We start from the raw sequence: 15,600 nt of genomic DNA on the forward strand, positions 1-15,600 counted from the left end.
ATGAACCCTGTACAAAAGTATAAAAAATCGCTCAAAGAAATGTACCTTCGTACAATTGTGAAATAATGAGCAAATCGGTACACTTTAGGCGTATCAAGCAATGGCAACGGCATTTTGGGCCCAAAAACGCCAACCACCATAACCTCATTTTATATCACTTTTGCGGAGGGAAGACGATGAGAAACAGATTCAGAGGTAAAGACTATTTGGCTTTTAAGGACATGAACCGTGAAGAAATTGAATTCATTGTAGATTTATCGCTTCAACTAAAAAGCAAGTGGGTGGCGCGTGAACCTCATGAATATTTTAAAGGACAGGTGTGGGCGGCTCTCTTTGAGAAGAATTCCACACGTACTCGTAATGCATTTCAAAGAGCAGCAGCAGATTTGGGCATTACGGCGGTTTATCTTCGTCCCGATGAACTGCAAAGCGGGCGTGGGGAGCCTCTTAAGGATACGGCACGTATGTTTGATCGTTATTATGACGGCTTGTTCATCCGTACTTTTGGCCATGAAATCGTTGAAGAGTATGCACAATGGATGGACCATCCGGTCATCAACGGACTGACCACTTTGGCACATCCTACGCAGGGGATTGCAGACCTCATGACGATTAAGGAGAAAAAAGGCGGTTACAAAGGCTTGAAGCTTTGCTATGCCGGCAATCTCTACAATGTTTGCTACACGACGATGATCGCTTGTGCAACACTGGGAATTGATATGTATATAGCTTGTCCGGATGGCATGCAGCCTGATCAGGGCATTTACGAGGAATCAATGAAGCGTGCCGCAGTCTCCGGTTCCAAGATCGTTTTTACTCACAATTATGATGAAGCGCTTAAGGATGCAGACATCGTATACGGAATGTCGCATTACAGCATGGGACAGTCTCCTGAAGAAATCGAAGCCCTGAAGAAGGCCTTCCACCCTTATCAAGTAACCATGGAAGCTTTAAAAAAGGCCAAATCCGATGCTATCTTCATGCACTGCCTGCCCGCATACAGAGGCATTGACGTTACCGATGAAGTGATGGAATGTGACCAATCCGTGGTTTGGGATCAGGGCGAAAACCGAATGCACTCCATTAAAGGAATTATTGCGGCAGTAGCACTTTAAGCTGTTTTAACAAGGCCTAGGCGGAGAGGAAGAAAATCTATGTTTGGTCGAAAAAAAGAAACCAACATACTTCAGGAAAGACAGTTTAAGTCTCCTAATGCTTATGTCATTATATTTTTCATTCTGGTTCTTGTGGCGGTGCTGACCTGGATCGTGCCCGGCGGGCAATACCAGCTCGATAAGGCAGGGCGGGCTATTGCCGGAACCTATTCCGGATCGGCAGCCAAACCTCAGGGATTGTGGGATATTTTAATGGCGCCAATTATCGGGATGATCGGTAATGAATCCGTTTCAGGAGCCATTGCCATTTCGCTGAACATTATGCTGTTCGGCAGCTTTTTGGAAATGATGGATCAGTCGGGAGCCATTAAACTTTTCCTAAAACGTATTGCGATCAAGAACCAAAAAAATTTCCATGCTCTTATCGTTATTCTGGTAACGGTCATGGGGATTTTCGGAACAGTCCAAGGTTCTTATGAAGAAGGATTTGTCTATTTGATGATGTTCCTGCCCATAGTACTTGCCCTTGGCCTTGATACGATGGTTGCAGTCATGATTGTCGTGTTCGGCACTCAAGGTGGGTGCCTTGCATCTATTGTCAACCCTTTTGCTACCGGGATTGCCTCCAGTATTGCCGGGATAAGCCCGGGAAATGGCATGATCATGCGCGTTATCATTTTTGTGGTGTTCATGGCGATTATTTCTTATTACATTTGTCGTTATGCCGACAAAGTCAAGAAAAATCCTCAGTCTTCCCCTCAATTCTTCAGAAGAGCTGAAGATCTGAATGAGTTTCCTACCGCTGATAATGAAGACGCTTCCATGACCAAAGAGCAAAAAATCGTGCTTGGAATCTTTTGCGCGACGTTTGCTATCATGATCGTTTCCCTGATTCCATGGTCTTCGCTTAATTCCAATTGGACCTTTTTCGAGGATCTTGCAAAATGGATTGCTGACACCCCTGTCCTGGGCACTGTCCTGGGGAAAGATATGGTACCCCTTGGTCAATGGTTCTTCAATGAGATCAACGCCATGCTCATCGTTTCAACCATTATTTCCGGGTATGTACTGCACTACAAAATTGACAAAACGCTCAATATCCTTATTAAAGGAGCTGCCGGACTGGTTTCTACCGCATTCATCGTCCCCCTGGCCAGAGGCATCCAGGTCATTATGAATGGCGGTGCGATTACTCCAACGATTTTGCACTTTGGCGAAAATACCCTGAGCAGTCTGCCTTCTATTGCGTTTGTCGTGGTTTGTCTTGTTTTCTATCTGATCATGGCATCCTTTATTCCCAGTTCTACCGGACTGGCTGCCGCGACCATGTCGATTATGGCTCCGTTAGCCGTTTTTGCCGGAGTGAAGGAAGAAATCATGGTTGATATTTATTTGATGGCTCTTGGTATGGCCAAGATGATAATGCCCACATCGATTATAGTTATGACCTGTACACAGGCTGCACATATCGGCTATGGTCAGTGGGTTAAGAGCAATTGGAAATTTATGATAGTCCTATTTTCCGTTTCCGCGGCTTTTCTGATTGCGGGTGTGCTGATTTAAAAGTATGAATGCCGTATTTGATATCCTGATTTTTCAATCAATAATCTATTGATGGAGGCTAGAGTTATGGCTGAAGTATTTGTTTCAAACGCAACCAATGTATTGAAAAAAGTTTTGGTATGCTCCCCTAAATATTATGTTTTTAACGCGATCAATGAAATCACCAAAAGCTGGATGGAAAAAGGGGAGACCGAGCAAAATGACCTGATGGTCAAAGAATGGAACGAGCTCATGGACGCATACCGGGCAAACGGTGTTGAGGTCGTTGAGATGACTCCTGACAAAAATATGCAAGTTCAGACTTTCGCCCGCGATTTCGGCGGCTGCGTAAAAGAAGGTGCGATTATTGGAAAATTTCGCCACCCCGCCCGTCAGGTTGAAACCGCGGCTTATGAAGCAAAGCTTGAGGAACTGGGAGTTCCGGTTATTGCGCGCTGTAACGTCGGCTGTTTCGAGGGTGGCGACATCTGGATGATTGATGAACACACCATTGCCTTCGGCCAAGTAGACCGTACCGACGAGGCAGGTGTTGCGAACCTCCGCGAGCAGCTTGCCAAGTTCGGCTACACCGTCGTCGGCGTTCCGTGTCCTCCGGCAAATCTACATCTGGACATGGTGTTCAATATCGTCGCGGAAAAGGTTTGCCTTGCTGCTGTTAACGAACTTCCGTACAACTTCATGCAGATGCTGAAACGGCGCAATTTTACAATCATCCCTGTTGAAAGCGAACTTGTATTCAAGCATGGCTGCAATGTACAAGCTCTCGGTAACGGAAAGGTTCTTGCCATAAAGAATAACAAGTCGGTAAATGACAAAATGAAGGCGCTTGGGCTTGATGTTATTGAAGTAGACCTTCGCCAAATTTTGAAGGCAGGAGGCGGCCCTCACTGCATGACTTTCCCAATCCGCAGAGAGGCATAATCATGAAAGTTCTTATAAGCGATTACAAAGATTCGATGATGCCTTCTCATGAATATGAGATCCAAGTATTGAAGAAGGGGTTCCCCGAAGCAGAAATCTGCGTCTATGAATATACCGATGAGAAAAGAAGCGAATTCCTCGATAAGATCAGCGACGCAACTGCACTGCTCACGGCATTTATTAAGATTGATAAAGATGTACTCGATCATGCGCGCAATTTGCAGGTGATATCCATTAACGCCACCGGATACGATAATGTGGACTTGGTGGAGGCGACAAAACATAGCGTGGGTGTCTGCCCCGTTGGTGAATACTGTACCGATGATGTTGCGGAACATACCATTGCGCTTATGTTGGCCCTCAACAAAAACCTTAAAAGTTACACGTATGATATTGAAAAAAACAATCAGTGGAAGTATGACACTCCCCAGGCCCCTGTCCGCATAGGGAATCAAACGCTCGGCATTTTTGGCCTAGGAAAGATCGGCAAACGTGTTGCAAAACTTGCCCAAGGTCTGGGGATGACCGTAATCGCAACCGATCCTTTAGTTACAAAGGAAACGGCGGCACAACTGGGCATTCAGATGGTCGAGCCGGGCGATATATTTGAAGGCGCTGACGTGATCTCGAACCATATGAATCTCGGAAGTTCAAATATTGAGTATTTTACGGAAAAAGAGTTTAACAAAATGAAACGCACTCCGATTTTCCTGAATTTAGGCAGAGGTCTGAGCATAAATGAGCAGGACCTTGCTGATGCGCTGGACAGGAAGCTGGTTCGGGCTGCAGGATTGGACGTTCTGAAAGACGAAACGGCCAAGCTCAAAAATCACATACTTGCTAACCGCGATAATGTGATTATTACACCTCATGCGGCCTTTTATTCCTCTCAGTCCATGACAGAAATGCAGCGTATTTCATGCGAGAATATTGTTCATTTTCTGTCTGGAAACAAGGAAAAGGTATTCAAGCTTGTCAACGAGGTATAATCAGGAATATGTACAACGGAGGAATTAAAGTGTCAAACAAGCAAAAAATAGTCATCGCCTTGGGAGGAAATGCCCTTCAGTCCAAAAACGATGAACCTACCGCTGAAGCACAGCTTGAAGTGGTCAAGAAAACGTGCGAGCATATAGCGGAAATCAGCAATAGCGGTTATGAAATGGCCATTGTTCATGGCAACGGTCCACAGGTAGGACGTATCGTTCTTGCCTGCGAGACTGCAAGAGATGTTGTCCCACCTATGCCATTTGATGTCTGCGGGGCGATGTCCCAGGGGTATATTGGCTACCATCTTCAGCAATCGCTAAGATATGCCCTTAGTAAGCGTAACCGTAATGTGCCCGTCGTCACCCTTGCCACCCAGATGGTTGTGGAAAGAGCAGACCCTGCATTTAAGGCTCCTACAAAGCCTATCGGGCCCTTTTATACGGAGGATGAAGCTAGCGATATTGCCGTGAAAAAAGGCTATGTAATGAAAGAAGATGCGGGCAGAGGATGGCGTAGATTGGTGGCATCTCCACTGCCGCGCAGAATCGTAGAAATCAGTGCGGTCAAAAAACTGTGGAACGACACCATTGTAATCACCTGCGGAGGAGGAGGAATTCCGGTCGCGGAAAATCCCGATGGTACCCTTGAAGGTGTGGCGGCTGTGATCGACAAGGACTTTGCGGCTGAGCTTCTTGCTGAACAGGTAGATGCCGACATCCTGATGATATTAACCGAAGTAGAAAAGGTAGCTATCCGCTTCAATACGCCTGAACAGAAGAACCTTTCTCACATGTCACTGACAGAGGCCTCCCAATATATCGATGAGGGTCATTTTGCAGTCGGCAGCATGCTTCCCAAGGTTCAGGCCGCCATGAAATTTGTACGCTATAACCCGGAGAAGAAGGCCATCATCACCTCGCTTGACAAGGCAATCGATGCGTTAGAAGGCAAAACCGGTACCGAAATTACTTTTTCGTGACGGCACCGGGACATTGACGAAGGGTCAGACCAAATGAACGATCATACAGGGAGTCCACCTTGATGTGAGCTCCCTGTTGTGGTCGTTAGCCAGAGGAAGAATGATAACTTATCGCCTTATGAATACAAAGGAGACCAAATGACTATGTTATCTGCGCTGGATTATTCACTAATTCTTTTGTATTTTATAGTCATTATCGGAGTAGGCTGTTTTTCAATGAAGTTGGCAAAATCGAAAGAGGACTTTCTGGTTGCCGGAAGAAGACTCTCCTTCCCCATGTTTTTTGGTTGTATGACCGCCCTTGCCTTAGGCGGAGGTTCTACGGTTGGAAGCGTGAAGTTAGGGTATCTGTTTGGGTTCGGGGGCGTCTGGCTCAATGTGAGTATAGGGATAGGCTTAATACTTACCGGACTATTAGTTTCATCGAAGTTGTCAAAATTGAAAGCATTGAGCATCAATGATGTCGTCGAAGCAAGTTACGGGAGCTATGCAAGAATTTTCAGCTCATTATTGACCTTTATTTATACGATAACTCTAAGTATCGTGCAAGTGATTGCCATAGGAACAATCATTGGCGGTACATTTGGAATAAGCTCTGTATTGTCCATGGTTATTGGCGGTGGAATCGTTATATTATATACATTTATCGGCGGAATGTGGTCCGTAACGTTGACGGATATCATTCAATTTGTCATCAAAACGTTAGGGATATTAATTCTGGCTCCAGTATTCAGCATACATGCCGTAGGCGGATGGGACAAATTTATAATCAGCATCCCCGCATCTCACTTAACTATAACCAGTATGGGGTTTCATGGAAGCTTTTTATATATTATTTTATATGTCCCCGGGCTGATAATCGGTCAGGATATCTGGCAAAGAATTTTTACAGCCCAAAACGATAGAATTGCTTCAACAGGCACGATTCTGGCTGGTTGTTACAGTATTCTTTATGCATTTGCAACCGCAATCATTGGAATGAGTGTTTTTATACTGCTGCCAAATCTTGATGATCCGCAGACAGCATTTGTTTCCGGTGTTATTTCATTTCTTCCCGCCGGAATCAAGGGGATCGTTCTGGCGGCTGCTGTGGCTGCTACCATGTCGGTATCCAGCGGAACCATACTTGCATCATCTACAATTCTTTATAATGACCTGTATCAAAGGTTTATTAACAGAAATCCGGATGAGAAAAAAGCAATCTGGGTTACGCGAGGCTTTGCAGTATCTATTGGCATCATCGTAATGATCTGCGCACTTTGGATTAGAGATGTACTTGTAGGTATCGATATTTGTTACGGGTATCTTTCCGGCTGCGTATTTGTACCGGTGTTGGCCAGCTTTGTACTTAAGAGATACAGTTCCAAATCCGGGGTATACTCGCTTGCCGCAAGCTCAATCATCGTTACAGTTTTATTTATAAAATATGGAACTTCCTCAATTTTTCCAATATTATATGGTATGTTAGCCGGTTTAGTAGTTTATATTGCTGTTAATCTAATAAGCAAAGAAAAAGTAGACTCTCAGTTTGGAAAATAGTAAGGAGGTGGAAAATGACACTTCAGCAGCTAAAATACATGATCGCAGTGGTGAACTGCGGCTCAATCAACGAGGCAGCCAAGAAGCTGTTTATCACGCAGCCCAGTTTGTCCAGCGCGATCAAGGAACTGGAAGCGGAGGTTGGAGTGGAGCTGTTTATCCGGTCGCCTAAAGGGATTACGCTTTCGGTGGACGGCGCGGAGTTTCTCGGCTATGCCAGGCAGGTGGTAGAACAGGCGGCGCTGCTCGAGCAGCGTTATTTGAACAAAAAGCCCTCGCGTCAGCTTTGCTCCATCTCTACGCAGCATTATGCTTTTGCCGTCAATGCCTTCGTCAATATGATCCAGCAGAGCGGTGCGGAGGAATACGAGTTTACGCTGCGCGAGACACGCACTCATGAAATCATCGAAGATGTGAAAAATTTGCGCAGCGAAATCGGCATTTTGTATATGAACCCGTTTAATCGCAAGGTCATTGAGAAGATGCTGCGGGAAAACCGCCTTGATTTTCATCCGCTGTTTGAAGCGGAGCCACATATCTTTATCAGCACGCAAAACCCGCTCTCCGGCCGGAGGTTCGTTACACTCGAGGACTTGGAGGAATACCCGTACCTGTCCTTTGAACAAGGAGAATATAACTCTTTTTATTTCTCAGAAGAAATATTGAGCACGGTGTTCCGTAAGAAAAGCATTCATGTCAGCGACAGAGCCACCTTGTTCAATTTACTCATTGGACTGAACGGCTATACGATCTCCACGGGCATTGTCAGCGCCGATCTCAACGGGGATAACATTACTTCGGTGCCGCTCCGGGTCGATGATCATATCCAAGTCGGCTGGATTGCCAATCATCAGCTGCAAATCAGCAAGCAGGCTCAAGTTTATGTGCAGGAATTAAAGACTGTGATTCGAAGCTCCGGACTTGCTCTGCTGGAATAGGGTATAGACTCACTCTATAAGCTCGCATAAAAAATACATGTTACCCTATATGATTTTTCGCATGCTATGCTGGTAAAAACTTTCAGACTCCAGTGCAGTGAAGCTCGGAGATAAGGAGGAAACAGCATGCAAGCATCGGTTATCGGTTACCCGCGGATCGGAAAATACAGAGAGTTGAAGTTTTGGACAGAGGACTATTTTCATGGAAAGATTTCAGAGCATCAGCTAAAAGAAAATGCCAAAAAACTGCGTAGTGAGCAGTGGGAGGTGCAATCCGGCTACGGCATCGATCTGATTCCTTCGAACGATTTTTCGTTTTACGATGGGATGCTGGATACGGCCGTTTTGTTAGGGGCCATCCCTCGGCGTTACAGGGATTTGCACCTTAATGAACTCGATACCTATTTCGCCATGGCGAGAGGCTATCAGGGGGGGAACGGTGACGTAAAGGCCTTATCTATGCGTAAATGGTTTAACACCAACTATCACTATATCGTTCCGGAGCTTGACGACCAAATCGAAATTCGGCTGTCCGGGAACAAGCCGTTCGATGAGTTTTTGGAGGCAAAGGAACAAGGAATTCAGACCAAGCCCGTTGTTATAGGGCCGTTCACTTTTTTGAAGCTTGCGAAATATAAAGGGAAGAAACAGCTTCACGATTATGTGGATGTGACCGTCCGTGCGTATGTTCAACTGATTCGCCAGCTGGGCGATTTGGGGGCTGATTGGCTGCAGTTGGATGAGCCGATTTTGGTAACGGACCTCACCCATGCGGATATTACGCTGTTTACGCAGATTTACACCGCGCTGTTGGAGCAAAAAGGCGAATTGAAAATTTTGCTGCAAACCTATTTTGGAGACATACGCGACTGCTACACAGATGTCACTGCGCTGGCCTTGGATGGCATTGGTCTTGATTTCGTCGAGGGAAGAGAATCGTTCTCCCTGGTTCAACGATATGGTTTCCCAAAGGACAAACTATTGTTTGCAGGAGTGGTCAACGGAAAAAATATTTGGCGCAACGATTACGGAAAAACCCTACAAACGCTTCGGGACCTCCAGAAATCTGCCCTGCAAATCGTCATTAGCACATCATGTTCCCTGCTTCATGTTCCTTATACCGTGCAGTCGGAGGAGCAGCTAGATGAATCGATTCGCAGCGCTTTTGCCTTTGCGGAGGAAAAGCTTGAGGAGCTTTCCGAGTTAAAAGCGTTAGTCGACGACAACGCCTCTGAGCGCAGCCCGAAGATCATAACCAATGCGCAGGTTCAAGGAACTGCCCGGCATAAATCGGAGCCAAGCGTGCAGCAGCGAATTGATGGTCTGACGGATGCTGATTTTACCAGAAGCCCTGCATTTGCAGAGAGGGCGGCACTTCAGAAAGCAGCATTGCAGCTTCCGCTGCTGCCGACGACGACGATCGGTTCCTTCCCGCAAACCCAAGCAGTAAAGTCCAATCGCTCCAAGTATAAGAAAGGGGAAATCACCGCCGCTCAGTATGAAGAAAATTTGCGGTCGATGATCAAAAATTGCATTTCTCTGCAGGAAAAGCTGGGGCTGGATGTGCTTGTGCATGGTGAATTTGAGCGTAACGACATGGTGGAGTATTTCGGTGAAAAGCTTTCCGGTTTCCTGTTCACCAAGCAGGCATGGGTACAATCCTATGGCACCCGCTGCGTCAAGCCTCCGATCATATGGGGAGATGTGAAGAGAAGCTCCCCGATTTCGGTGGAAATTTCCCAATATGCGCAGAGCCTGACCGACAAACCTGTTAAAGGGATGCTGACCGGCCCGGTTACGATCTTAAACTGGTCTTTTCCTCGCGAAGATATTAGCTCCAAGGAAATGGCCCTGCAAATTGCGCTGGCCATCCGCGATGAAGTTCTTGATTTGGAAGCCGCCGGGCTGCGGATCATCCAAGTTGACGAGGCGGCGCTCAAGGAGAAGCTCCCTTTGCGAAAGTCTGACTGGCACACCGAATATCTGGACTGGGCGATTCCGGCGTTTCGACTAGTTCACAGCGGCGTGAAGGCGAGCACACAGATTCACACCCATATGTGCTATAGCGAGTTCCAGGAGATTCTTGGAGATATCGATGCCATGGATGCAGATGTAATCTCTTTTGAAGCTTCTCGCTCTAACCTGTCCATCGTGGATGCCATTATACAGAGCGGGTTCAAAACGGCCGTTGGCCCGGGGGTATATGACATACATTCGCCGAGGATTCCGGCAAAAGAAGAAATGGCCGCTTCCATCCAGTCCATGCTGCAAAAAATCAGCCCGGAAAAGCTATGGCTTAACCCGGACTGCGGTCTCAAAACGCGCGGGGAAGCAGAGACGCTCGCAAGCCTTAAACATCTTGTAGAGGCAGCTTCCCAGGTTAGAGGGCAGCTGTGAATCTATATAAAACAAAGAGCAGAACCTCTTCTGGGTTCTGCTCTTGTTTTAGCGTGATAGCTATAAGCTGAGTAATTCATCTTAAATCTAGGCTGCAGCGTTCGTGAAGATTACCCTTTGACGGCACCGCCGGTGAGTCCTCTAACCAGCGTTTTGGAGCCCATTAGAAAGAGAATGACCAGTGGCAGCGTGCCGAGGGTAAGACCAAGGATACTTGCCGAATAGTCCGTGCGGAAGACTGTGGACAGATTCGCAATCCCTAGCGGAAGCGTGTACAGCTCCGGCTTGTTGATCGTTACTAGCGGCAGCAGATAGCCGTTCCAAGAGCCGAGGAAGGAGATCAGCCCCAGGGTGCTGATGGCCGGCAGCAGAAATGGAACAACGATTCTTGTGAGAATGGTTGGTTCTGTGCAGCCGTCGATCCGCGCGCTTTCAATGACCTCCGTTGGAACGGAGGAGCGGATGAACTGGGTCATAAAAAATACTCCGAAGGCATTGTTCAGTCCTGCCAGAATCAGCGGCGCATGGGTGTTGTTAAGGTGGAACCATTTCATTTCCATGACATAAGCAATCAGGCCCAAGTGACCGGGGATCATCATCGTCAACAGAATGAAGCTATACAGTGCATTTTTTCCCTTGAATTCATACTTGGCAAAAGCAAAGCCAGTAATCGAGGCGATGCCAACCGTTACCAGAGTGAACAGAACGGCAACATAGAAGCTGTTCCAATAATTCCGGAGGAAATTACCGGACATGATCGTTTTTAGGTTCTCTAATAAATAATTGCTGGGCAGAATGGGAAGTTGCTTGAACAGGTCTTCGGAATAATAGGTTCCCATCACAATCATCATATAGAAAGGGAACATGAAGGCGATAGCTATTAGGCTAAGCAGCAATACGGTAAAGAACTTTTTTACTCTCATTTTTCGTCACCGTCCCTGTTAATCCATTTCATGCCAACCACCGAGAACAAGGCGATAAACAGGAAGGTGCCGTAAGCGATCGCTGCCCCTTTGCCGTATTTGAACGCACTGCCGTTGAATGAAGCATCGAACATATACCAGATCGGTGTAAAGGTGGAGCCGTCAGGCCCGCCTATCATACTGGAGCCGGAAGCCCAGCCGCTGAACAGCAGCATCGGTTCTTCCACCAGCTGCAAGCCGCTGATAATAGAGGTGATGATTAGAAACAGGTTGATCGGCTTCAGCAGCGGAATGGTAATGCGCAGGAACACATTTTTGGATGATGCTCCGTCGATCATTGCTGCCTCGTAGATGGAGGTGTCAATGCTGGCCATCCCTGCGGTGTAGAACATGACGAAGTATCCAAGGTTTTTCCAAAATACCATCAGGATGACCACCCAACGGGAGGAACTGGCTGAACCCAGCCAATTGATCTTCTCCTGAATGATGCCCAGCTCCATCAGAAGATTATTGATAAACCCGCCCTGCCAGTCGAACAGCAGCGAGAAGATAATCCCGACAGCGACCGGAGTCGTCATATAGGCACTAAATACGCTGAGTCGGAAAAAGGTTTTTCGGCGGATCAGCTTGCTCTCGATCAGACTAGCCATCAACATACCCACAAGAACAAGAGCCGGAAGGTATACTGCCATAAAAATGATGACATTGAGTAGAGATCTCCAGAAGAAGGCGTCATGGAAAAACAGCTGTGTGTAATTGCTGAGTCCGATGAAATTCCGGTTGCCGTACAAATCCCAGTCAGTAAGGCTGATGTAGAGGGTGAAGAGGATCGGAAACAAGCTCAGTACTGCGTAGGATAAGAAATAAGGGGTAATAAACAGATACGGCCATTTATTTTTACTGCTGATTCCCTTCGCTTTCTGCATGATCATTCACTTCCTATCCGTAAAAACGGCAGCCTGTTCTTTCGAGCGGGCCGCCGCTTTTTATATAGTATTTTTTTATTCAAAGGTCAGCTCTGGGTGGTTTTTCTTCAGCTGTTCTTCCCATTTCTCCAGTGCCTGCTTGGCGTCAAAGCCTTTATCCTGCGCCATGGTCTGCAGCACCAGCTCTGAAGCGCTGTAAATATCCTGGTCGTACTTGGTAACAGCTTTGGACTGCATGCTCGGGAATACCTTCTCTACCCAGAACTTTCCGAGGTCCTGTCCGCCGAAATATTTATCGGCTCCGGAGGAGAGCTTGGCTGTGTCTTTGAAGAAGGACTTCAGCGGCAAAATGTAGTCGGAGGCGGCAAAGTTGGCTTCAGCGCCTTCGTCAGAGCCTAACAGCCAGCTGAGATAAGTCCAAGCGGCATCCTTGTTTTTGCTGTCTTTCCAAATGCCGATGGTCGTACCGCCATATGGGTATCCGCCTTCCGGAGGCACCATCAGGCCCCAGCGGCCATTGCTGGCCTTGTCATTTGGTTTAATAACGAATTGTGGCGACCAGTTCGCCGCAGGATAGAAGATAACATTGTCTTTCGAGTATGAGGCATTCCAGGTTGGCGACCACATTGCCAGCTTGCCCTCGCCGTTATTATCGCGGATGGACTGCAGTTGAGTAAACATCCGCAGTACCTCTTTGGTGTTCACTTTGGTTCCGTCAACAATCGCGGTTTTACCCTGGTTGGAGAAGATGGTGTAGGCATCCATTAGACTGCCCAGCATGAACGTCTTACCGCCGCTTTTGTCATATACCTCTTTGCCTTTGGCGATAAAGGTATCCCAGTCAGTGAACATGGCTGTTAATTGATCGGGATCATCCGTCCCAAAATACTTTTTAGCCAGGTCACGCTTATAGGCCAGTGCGCCAGGAGAGCCGGATTGCTCCAGACCAACAAGTTCGCCCTTGCTGTTCGACAGCAGCGGCAGTTCGAAGTCGAGCAGATTGGACTTATCAAAGTTGTACGGTTCTCCGGACAAGTTCTGCAGCACGTTCAGCTCATACAGAGCGCCGCGGAAAGCCGCTTCCGCCCAAATAATATCGGGTAGTTCGGAGCCGGAGGCGATGGAGGTCTGGATTTTTTTCAGGTAATCCCCTGCCGATACTTCGACGAAATCAAGCTTGATGTTCGGGAACTTCTCGTTAAACTTCGCTGCAGTCTTCTCGAACCAGCCCTTATCCCAGCCCCATACCGTCAATTTACCGGAAGCTTTTGCGGGATCGCTTGAGTTAGTCGCACTGTTTGTGCTGTTTGTGCCCTTGGAAGCGCTGTTGCCGCTATTGTTTCCGTTGCCGCAGCCGGCAAGCACCAAGGTGAGGCATAAAGTCAGAACAAGCGCGATGACCGATGTTTTCTTGCTAAATAGATTGTGCAAATCAATGTCCCCCTTGCATCTGTTGTGACAGCCGGCGGTTCCTGTGATGCCCTTCCGTCCGTCTGTATAGTAGTACTATAAGCTTGACGGCATCGTCCAACAACGAGACGATCCGATGGTTTTGTATAAATAATGATAGTGCTTTCAATCGGCGGAATGCTGCCGTGAGGGCAGGAGAACGGATACCTTTGTGCCTTCCTGCTCGCGTGAAGTGATAATCAGACGCCCTTCCTGCCCGTACAAATATTCGATTCGTTCCCGGATATTCCACAGTCCAATCTGCTTCATGGCCCCCGAAGGAAGGCGTGCCGGTGGCAGGGTGCCGTTCATAATGGCCCGGGCCTTCTCCTGGCTCATACCGCAGCCGTCATCCTTGACCGAGATTCGCAGCCGCCCGCTGCGTTTGCGGATAATGATTTCTATATGGCCTACAGACTCCTTCTCTGAGAAGCCGTGAAATATGGAATTTTCCACCAGTGGCTGAATCAGGCTTTTCGGAATATAGTCGCCCATCGCCTGTTCTTCCACGTTCCAGACTAGCTCGAACCGGTCCGGATATCTATATTTCTGGATGCGCACGAAGTGATTGATAATGTTCATCTCCTGCTTTATCGTGACATACAGACCGGCGTCGCCGATATTGACTGCATCATGCAGAATGCCAATGAAGGACTCAATCATTTCCTCGATTGCAGTGTAATTTTTTTTGCGGGCCAGATAAACAACGGTGTTCAGTGTATTGTAGATAAAATGGGGATTGATCTGTGCGAAAAGCAGCTCGGCGGACATTTTGCGTTTCCAACGCTCCTGCTCCACTTTTTCGCTCATCTGCCGCTCAATATCGCCCAGCATCATTTCAAAGCCGTTCTTCAGCACAGAGAGCTCGTCATTGCTGTGGAACGACAGCTGAACATTGTAGTTGCCCATGGATACCTGCTTCATGGCCTTGGTCATCTGCAGAATCGGGCGGATAATGTTGGAGATGATCGGAAGGAACAACAGGAAGCAGAGCATCAGGCAGAGCGCGAGGAAGATGGCCCAGTAGCGCACAATATCTCCAACCCATTCGTAAAACCGGTCCTTGGAGGTAAATGTGAAGACGGACCACTGTGATTTATCAAAGGTGCTGGTCAGATAATAGCCTTTGTTATGTTTGGTCACTTTGATGTCCGGTCCGTCAGCCGCCAGTACTTCAGCTTCGGGAGGGTACGCTTCGATGCCCTGTTGATACAGGAATGTGCGGTCTGGCCCTATCCAGGCCACCTGATCAAAGGACTTACTCAAATACTGAAATATACTTTCAAAAGCCGAATAATCAATATTCAGTAGCAGCACACCGCCGTACTGGGGATCGAAACGGATAAAGAAGCTGACGACCTTTTTACTTTGGGGTTCCATTATAGTGTGAGGAGCTGAAAATCCGCTTTTGGCGTTGCTTTTTAGTATCTTTTGGTACCAATCCTGCTGAAGCAGTTGTTCAAAATAAGGATCAATATACAGGGAGGACCAGAAAACCTTGCCATCAGAGCGGACAATGGCCGAGCTTTCGAGGTAATCGCGCAGCACATTGAATTTGGTCAGTTGGGTGACCACATCATGGTACGCACTGAGCTCATCATATGTCGAGGGATATTGCAGCCGCGCTGCGAACTGCTGGAGCAACTCGTCGTTGACCATGTTGGCGGCGTATTTCTGCACATCATCAATCAAGTGATTCATCTGATTCGTTGTCTGCTCCAGATGTATGGTGTCCTCGCGCAGCGCCTGGGCTTCGAGAATAGTCGAAAACTTCTCATACGCCAGTGCGCTGATGGCCGTTACTGACAGAGTGACGATGAGAATGACACTGCCGAGAATTTTATTTTTAATTTTGCGCAT

12 protein-coding genes are annotated in these 15,600 nt (G+C 47.4%); 8 read left to right on the forward strand and 4 right to left on the reverse strand.

The features are described from left to right. Positions 1–176 precede the first annotated feature (176 nt). The 8 genes from argF to metE all read left to right on the forward strand — a co-directional run bounded on the left by argF (position 177) and on the right by metE (position 10,442). A complete protein-coding gene (argF, locus tag ACFQ3W_RS03735) occupies positions 177–1,115 on the forward strand; it encodes an ornithine carbamoyltransferase (RefSeq protein WP_379316749.1) in 939 nt (312 codons plus the stop codon). A gap of 39 nt (positions 1,116–1,154) precedes the next feature. Beyond that, positions 1,155–2,678, forward strand: coding sequence for a YfcC family protein (locus tag ACFQ3W_RS03740; RefSeq protein WP_379316750.1), 1,524 nt, complete (start codon positions 1,155–1,157; stop codon positions 2,676–2,678). Between the two features lie 66 nt (positions 2,679–2,744). Beyond that, positions 2,745–3,599: a dimethylarginine dimethylaminohydrolase family protein gene (locus tag ACFQ3W_RS03745; RefSeq protein WP_379316752.1), complete on the forward strand. Its 855-nt coding sequence runs from the start codon at positions 2,745–2,747 to the stop codon at positions 3,597–3,599. Positions 3,600–3,634: 35 nt separating this feature from the next. Further along, the gene (locus ACFQ3W_RS03750; protein WP_379316754.1) at positions 3,635–4,588 is read left to right on the forward strand and encodes an NAD(P)-dependent oxidoreductase; all 954 of its coding nucleotides are present in this window, start codon (positions 3,635–3,637) and stop codon (positions 4,586–4,588) included. Between the two features lie 29 nt (positions 4,589–4,617). Continuing rightward, entirely contained in the window at positions 4,618–5,568 is a 951-nt protein-coding gene (arcC, locus tag ACFQ3W_RS03755; RefSeq protein WP_379316756.1) for a carbamate kinase, read from the forward strand. 144 nt (positions 5,569–5,712) lie between these two features. Continuing rightward, complete coding sequence (locus ACFQ3W_RS03760; protein WP_379316758.1) at positions 5,713–7,107, forward strand: sodium:solute symporter; 1,395 nt, start codon at positions 5,713–5,715, stop codon at positions 7,105–7,107. A gap of 14 nt (positions 7,108–7,121) precedes the next feature. Beyond that, positions 7,122–8,045: a LysR family transcriptional regulator gene (locus tag ACFQ3W_RS03765; protein WP_379316760.1), complete on the forward strand. Its 924-nt coding sequence runs from the start codon at positions 7,122–7,124 to the stop codon at positions 8,043–8,045. Between the two features lie 126 nt (positions 8,046–8,171). Further along, complete coding sequence (gene metE / locus ACFQ3W_RS03770) at positions 8,172–10,442, forward strand: 5-methyltetrahydropteroyltriglutamate--homocysteine S-methyltransferase (protein ID WP_379316761.1); 2,271 nt, start codon at positions 8,172–8,174, stop codon at positions 10,440–10,442. A 110-nt stretch (positions 10,443–10,552) separates the two neighbouring features. Here metE and ACFQ3W_RS03775 read toward each other — a convergent pair whose 3' ends face one another. From ACFQ3W_RS03775 to ACFQ3W_RS03790, 4 genes are all read right to left on the reverse strand, one after another. Further along, the gene (locus ACFQ3W_RS03775) at positions 10,553–11,365 is read right to left on the reverse strand and encodes a carbohydrate ABC transporter permease (protein ID WP_379316762.1); all 813 of its coding nucleotides are present in this window, start codon (positions 11,363–11,365) and stop codon (positions 10,553–10,555) included. Then, positions 11,362–12,291, reverse strand: a complete 930-nt coding sequence (locus tag ACFQ3W_RS03780) for a carbohydrate ABC transporter permease (RefSeq protein ID WP_379316764.1) — start codon at positions 12,289–12,291, stop codon at positions 11,362–11,364. The genes ACFQ3W_RS03775 and ACFQ3W_RS03780 overlap by 4 nt, the downstream gene beginning before the upstream one ends. A gap of 75 nt (positions 12,292–12,366) precedes the next feature. Then, a complete protein-coding gene (locus tag ACFQ3W_RS03785) occupies positions 12,367–13,722 on the reverse strand; it encodes an extracellular solute-binding protein (RefSeq protein WP_379316766.1) in 1,356 nt (451 codons plus the stop codon). Positions 13,723–13,866: 144 nt separating this feature from the next. Beyond that, the gene (locus ACFQ3W_RS03790) at positions 13,867–15,600 is read right to left on the reverse strand and encodes a cache domain-containing sensor histidine kinase (RefSeq protein ID WP_379316768.1); all 1,734 of its coding nucleotides are present in this window, start codon (positions 15,598–15,600) and stop codon (positions 13,867–13,869) included.

It is taken from the genome of Paenibacillus puldeungensis (assembly GCF_042678945.1).
Classification (GTDB): Bacteria; Bacillota; Bacilli; order Paenibacillales; family Paenibacillaceae; genus Fontibacillus; species Fontibacillus puldeungensis.

Bases quoted from the DNA above. Each gene is read 5' to 3' on its own strand.
- ACFQ3W_RS03790 (WP_379316768.1), bottom strand. From the start codon at position 15,600: ATGCGCAAAATTAAAAATAAAATTCTCGGCAGTGTCATTCTCATCGTC.
- ACFQ3W_RS03760 (WP_379316758.1), top strand. From the start codon at position 5,713: ATGTTATCTGCGCTGGATTATTCACTAATTCTTTTGTATTTTATAGTC.
- ACFQ3W_RS03780 (WP_379316764.1), bottom strand. From the start codon at position 12,291: ATGCAGAAAGCGAAGGGAATCAGCAGTAAAAATAAATGGCCGTATCTG.
- ACFQ3W_RS03765 (WP_379316760.1), top strand. From the start codon at position 7,122: ATGACACTTCAGCAGCTAAAATACATGATCGCAGTGGTGAACTGCGGC.
- ACFQ3W_RS03775 (WP_379316762.1), bottom strand. From the start codon at position 11,365: ATGAGAGTAAAAAAGTTCTTTACCGTATTGCTGCTTAGCCTAATAGCT.
- ACFQ3W_RS03745 (WP_379316752.1), top strand. From the start codon at position 2,745: ATGGCTGAAGTATTTGTTTCAAACGCAACCAATGTATTGAAAAAAGTT.
- metE (WP_379316761.1), top strand. From the start codon at position 8,172: ATGCAAGCATCGGTTATCGGTTACCCGCGGATCGGAAAATACAGAGAG.
- ACFQ3W_RS03740 (WP_379316750.1), top strand. From the start codon at position 1,155: ATGTTTGGTCGAAAAAAAGAAACCAACATACTTCAGGAAAGACAGTTT.
- argF (WP_379316749.1), top strand. From the start codon at position 177: ATGAGAAACAGATTCAGAGGTAAAGACTATTTGGCTTTTAAGGACATG.
- ACFQ3W_RS03750 (WP_379316754.1), top strand. From the start codon at position 3,635: ATGATGCCTTCTCATGAATATGAGATCCAAGTATTGAAGAAGGGGTTC.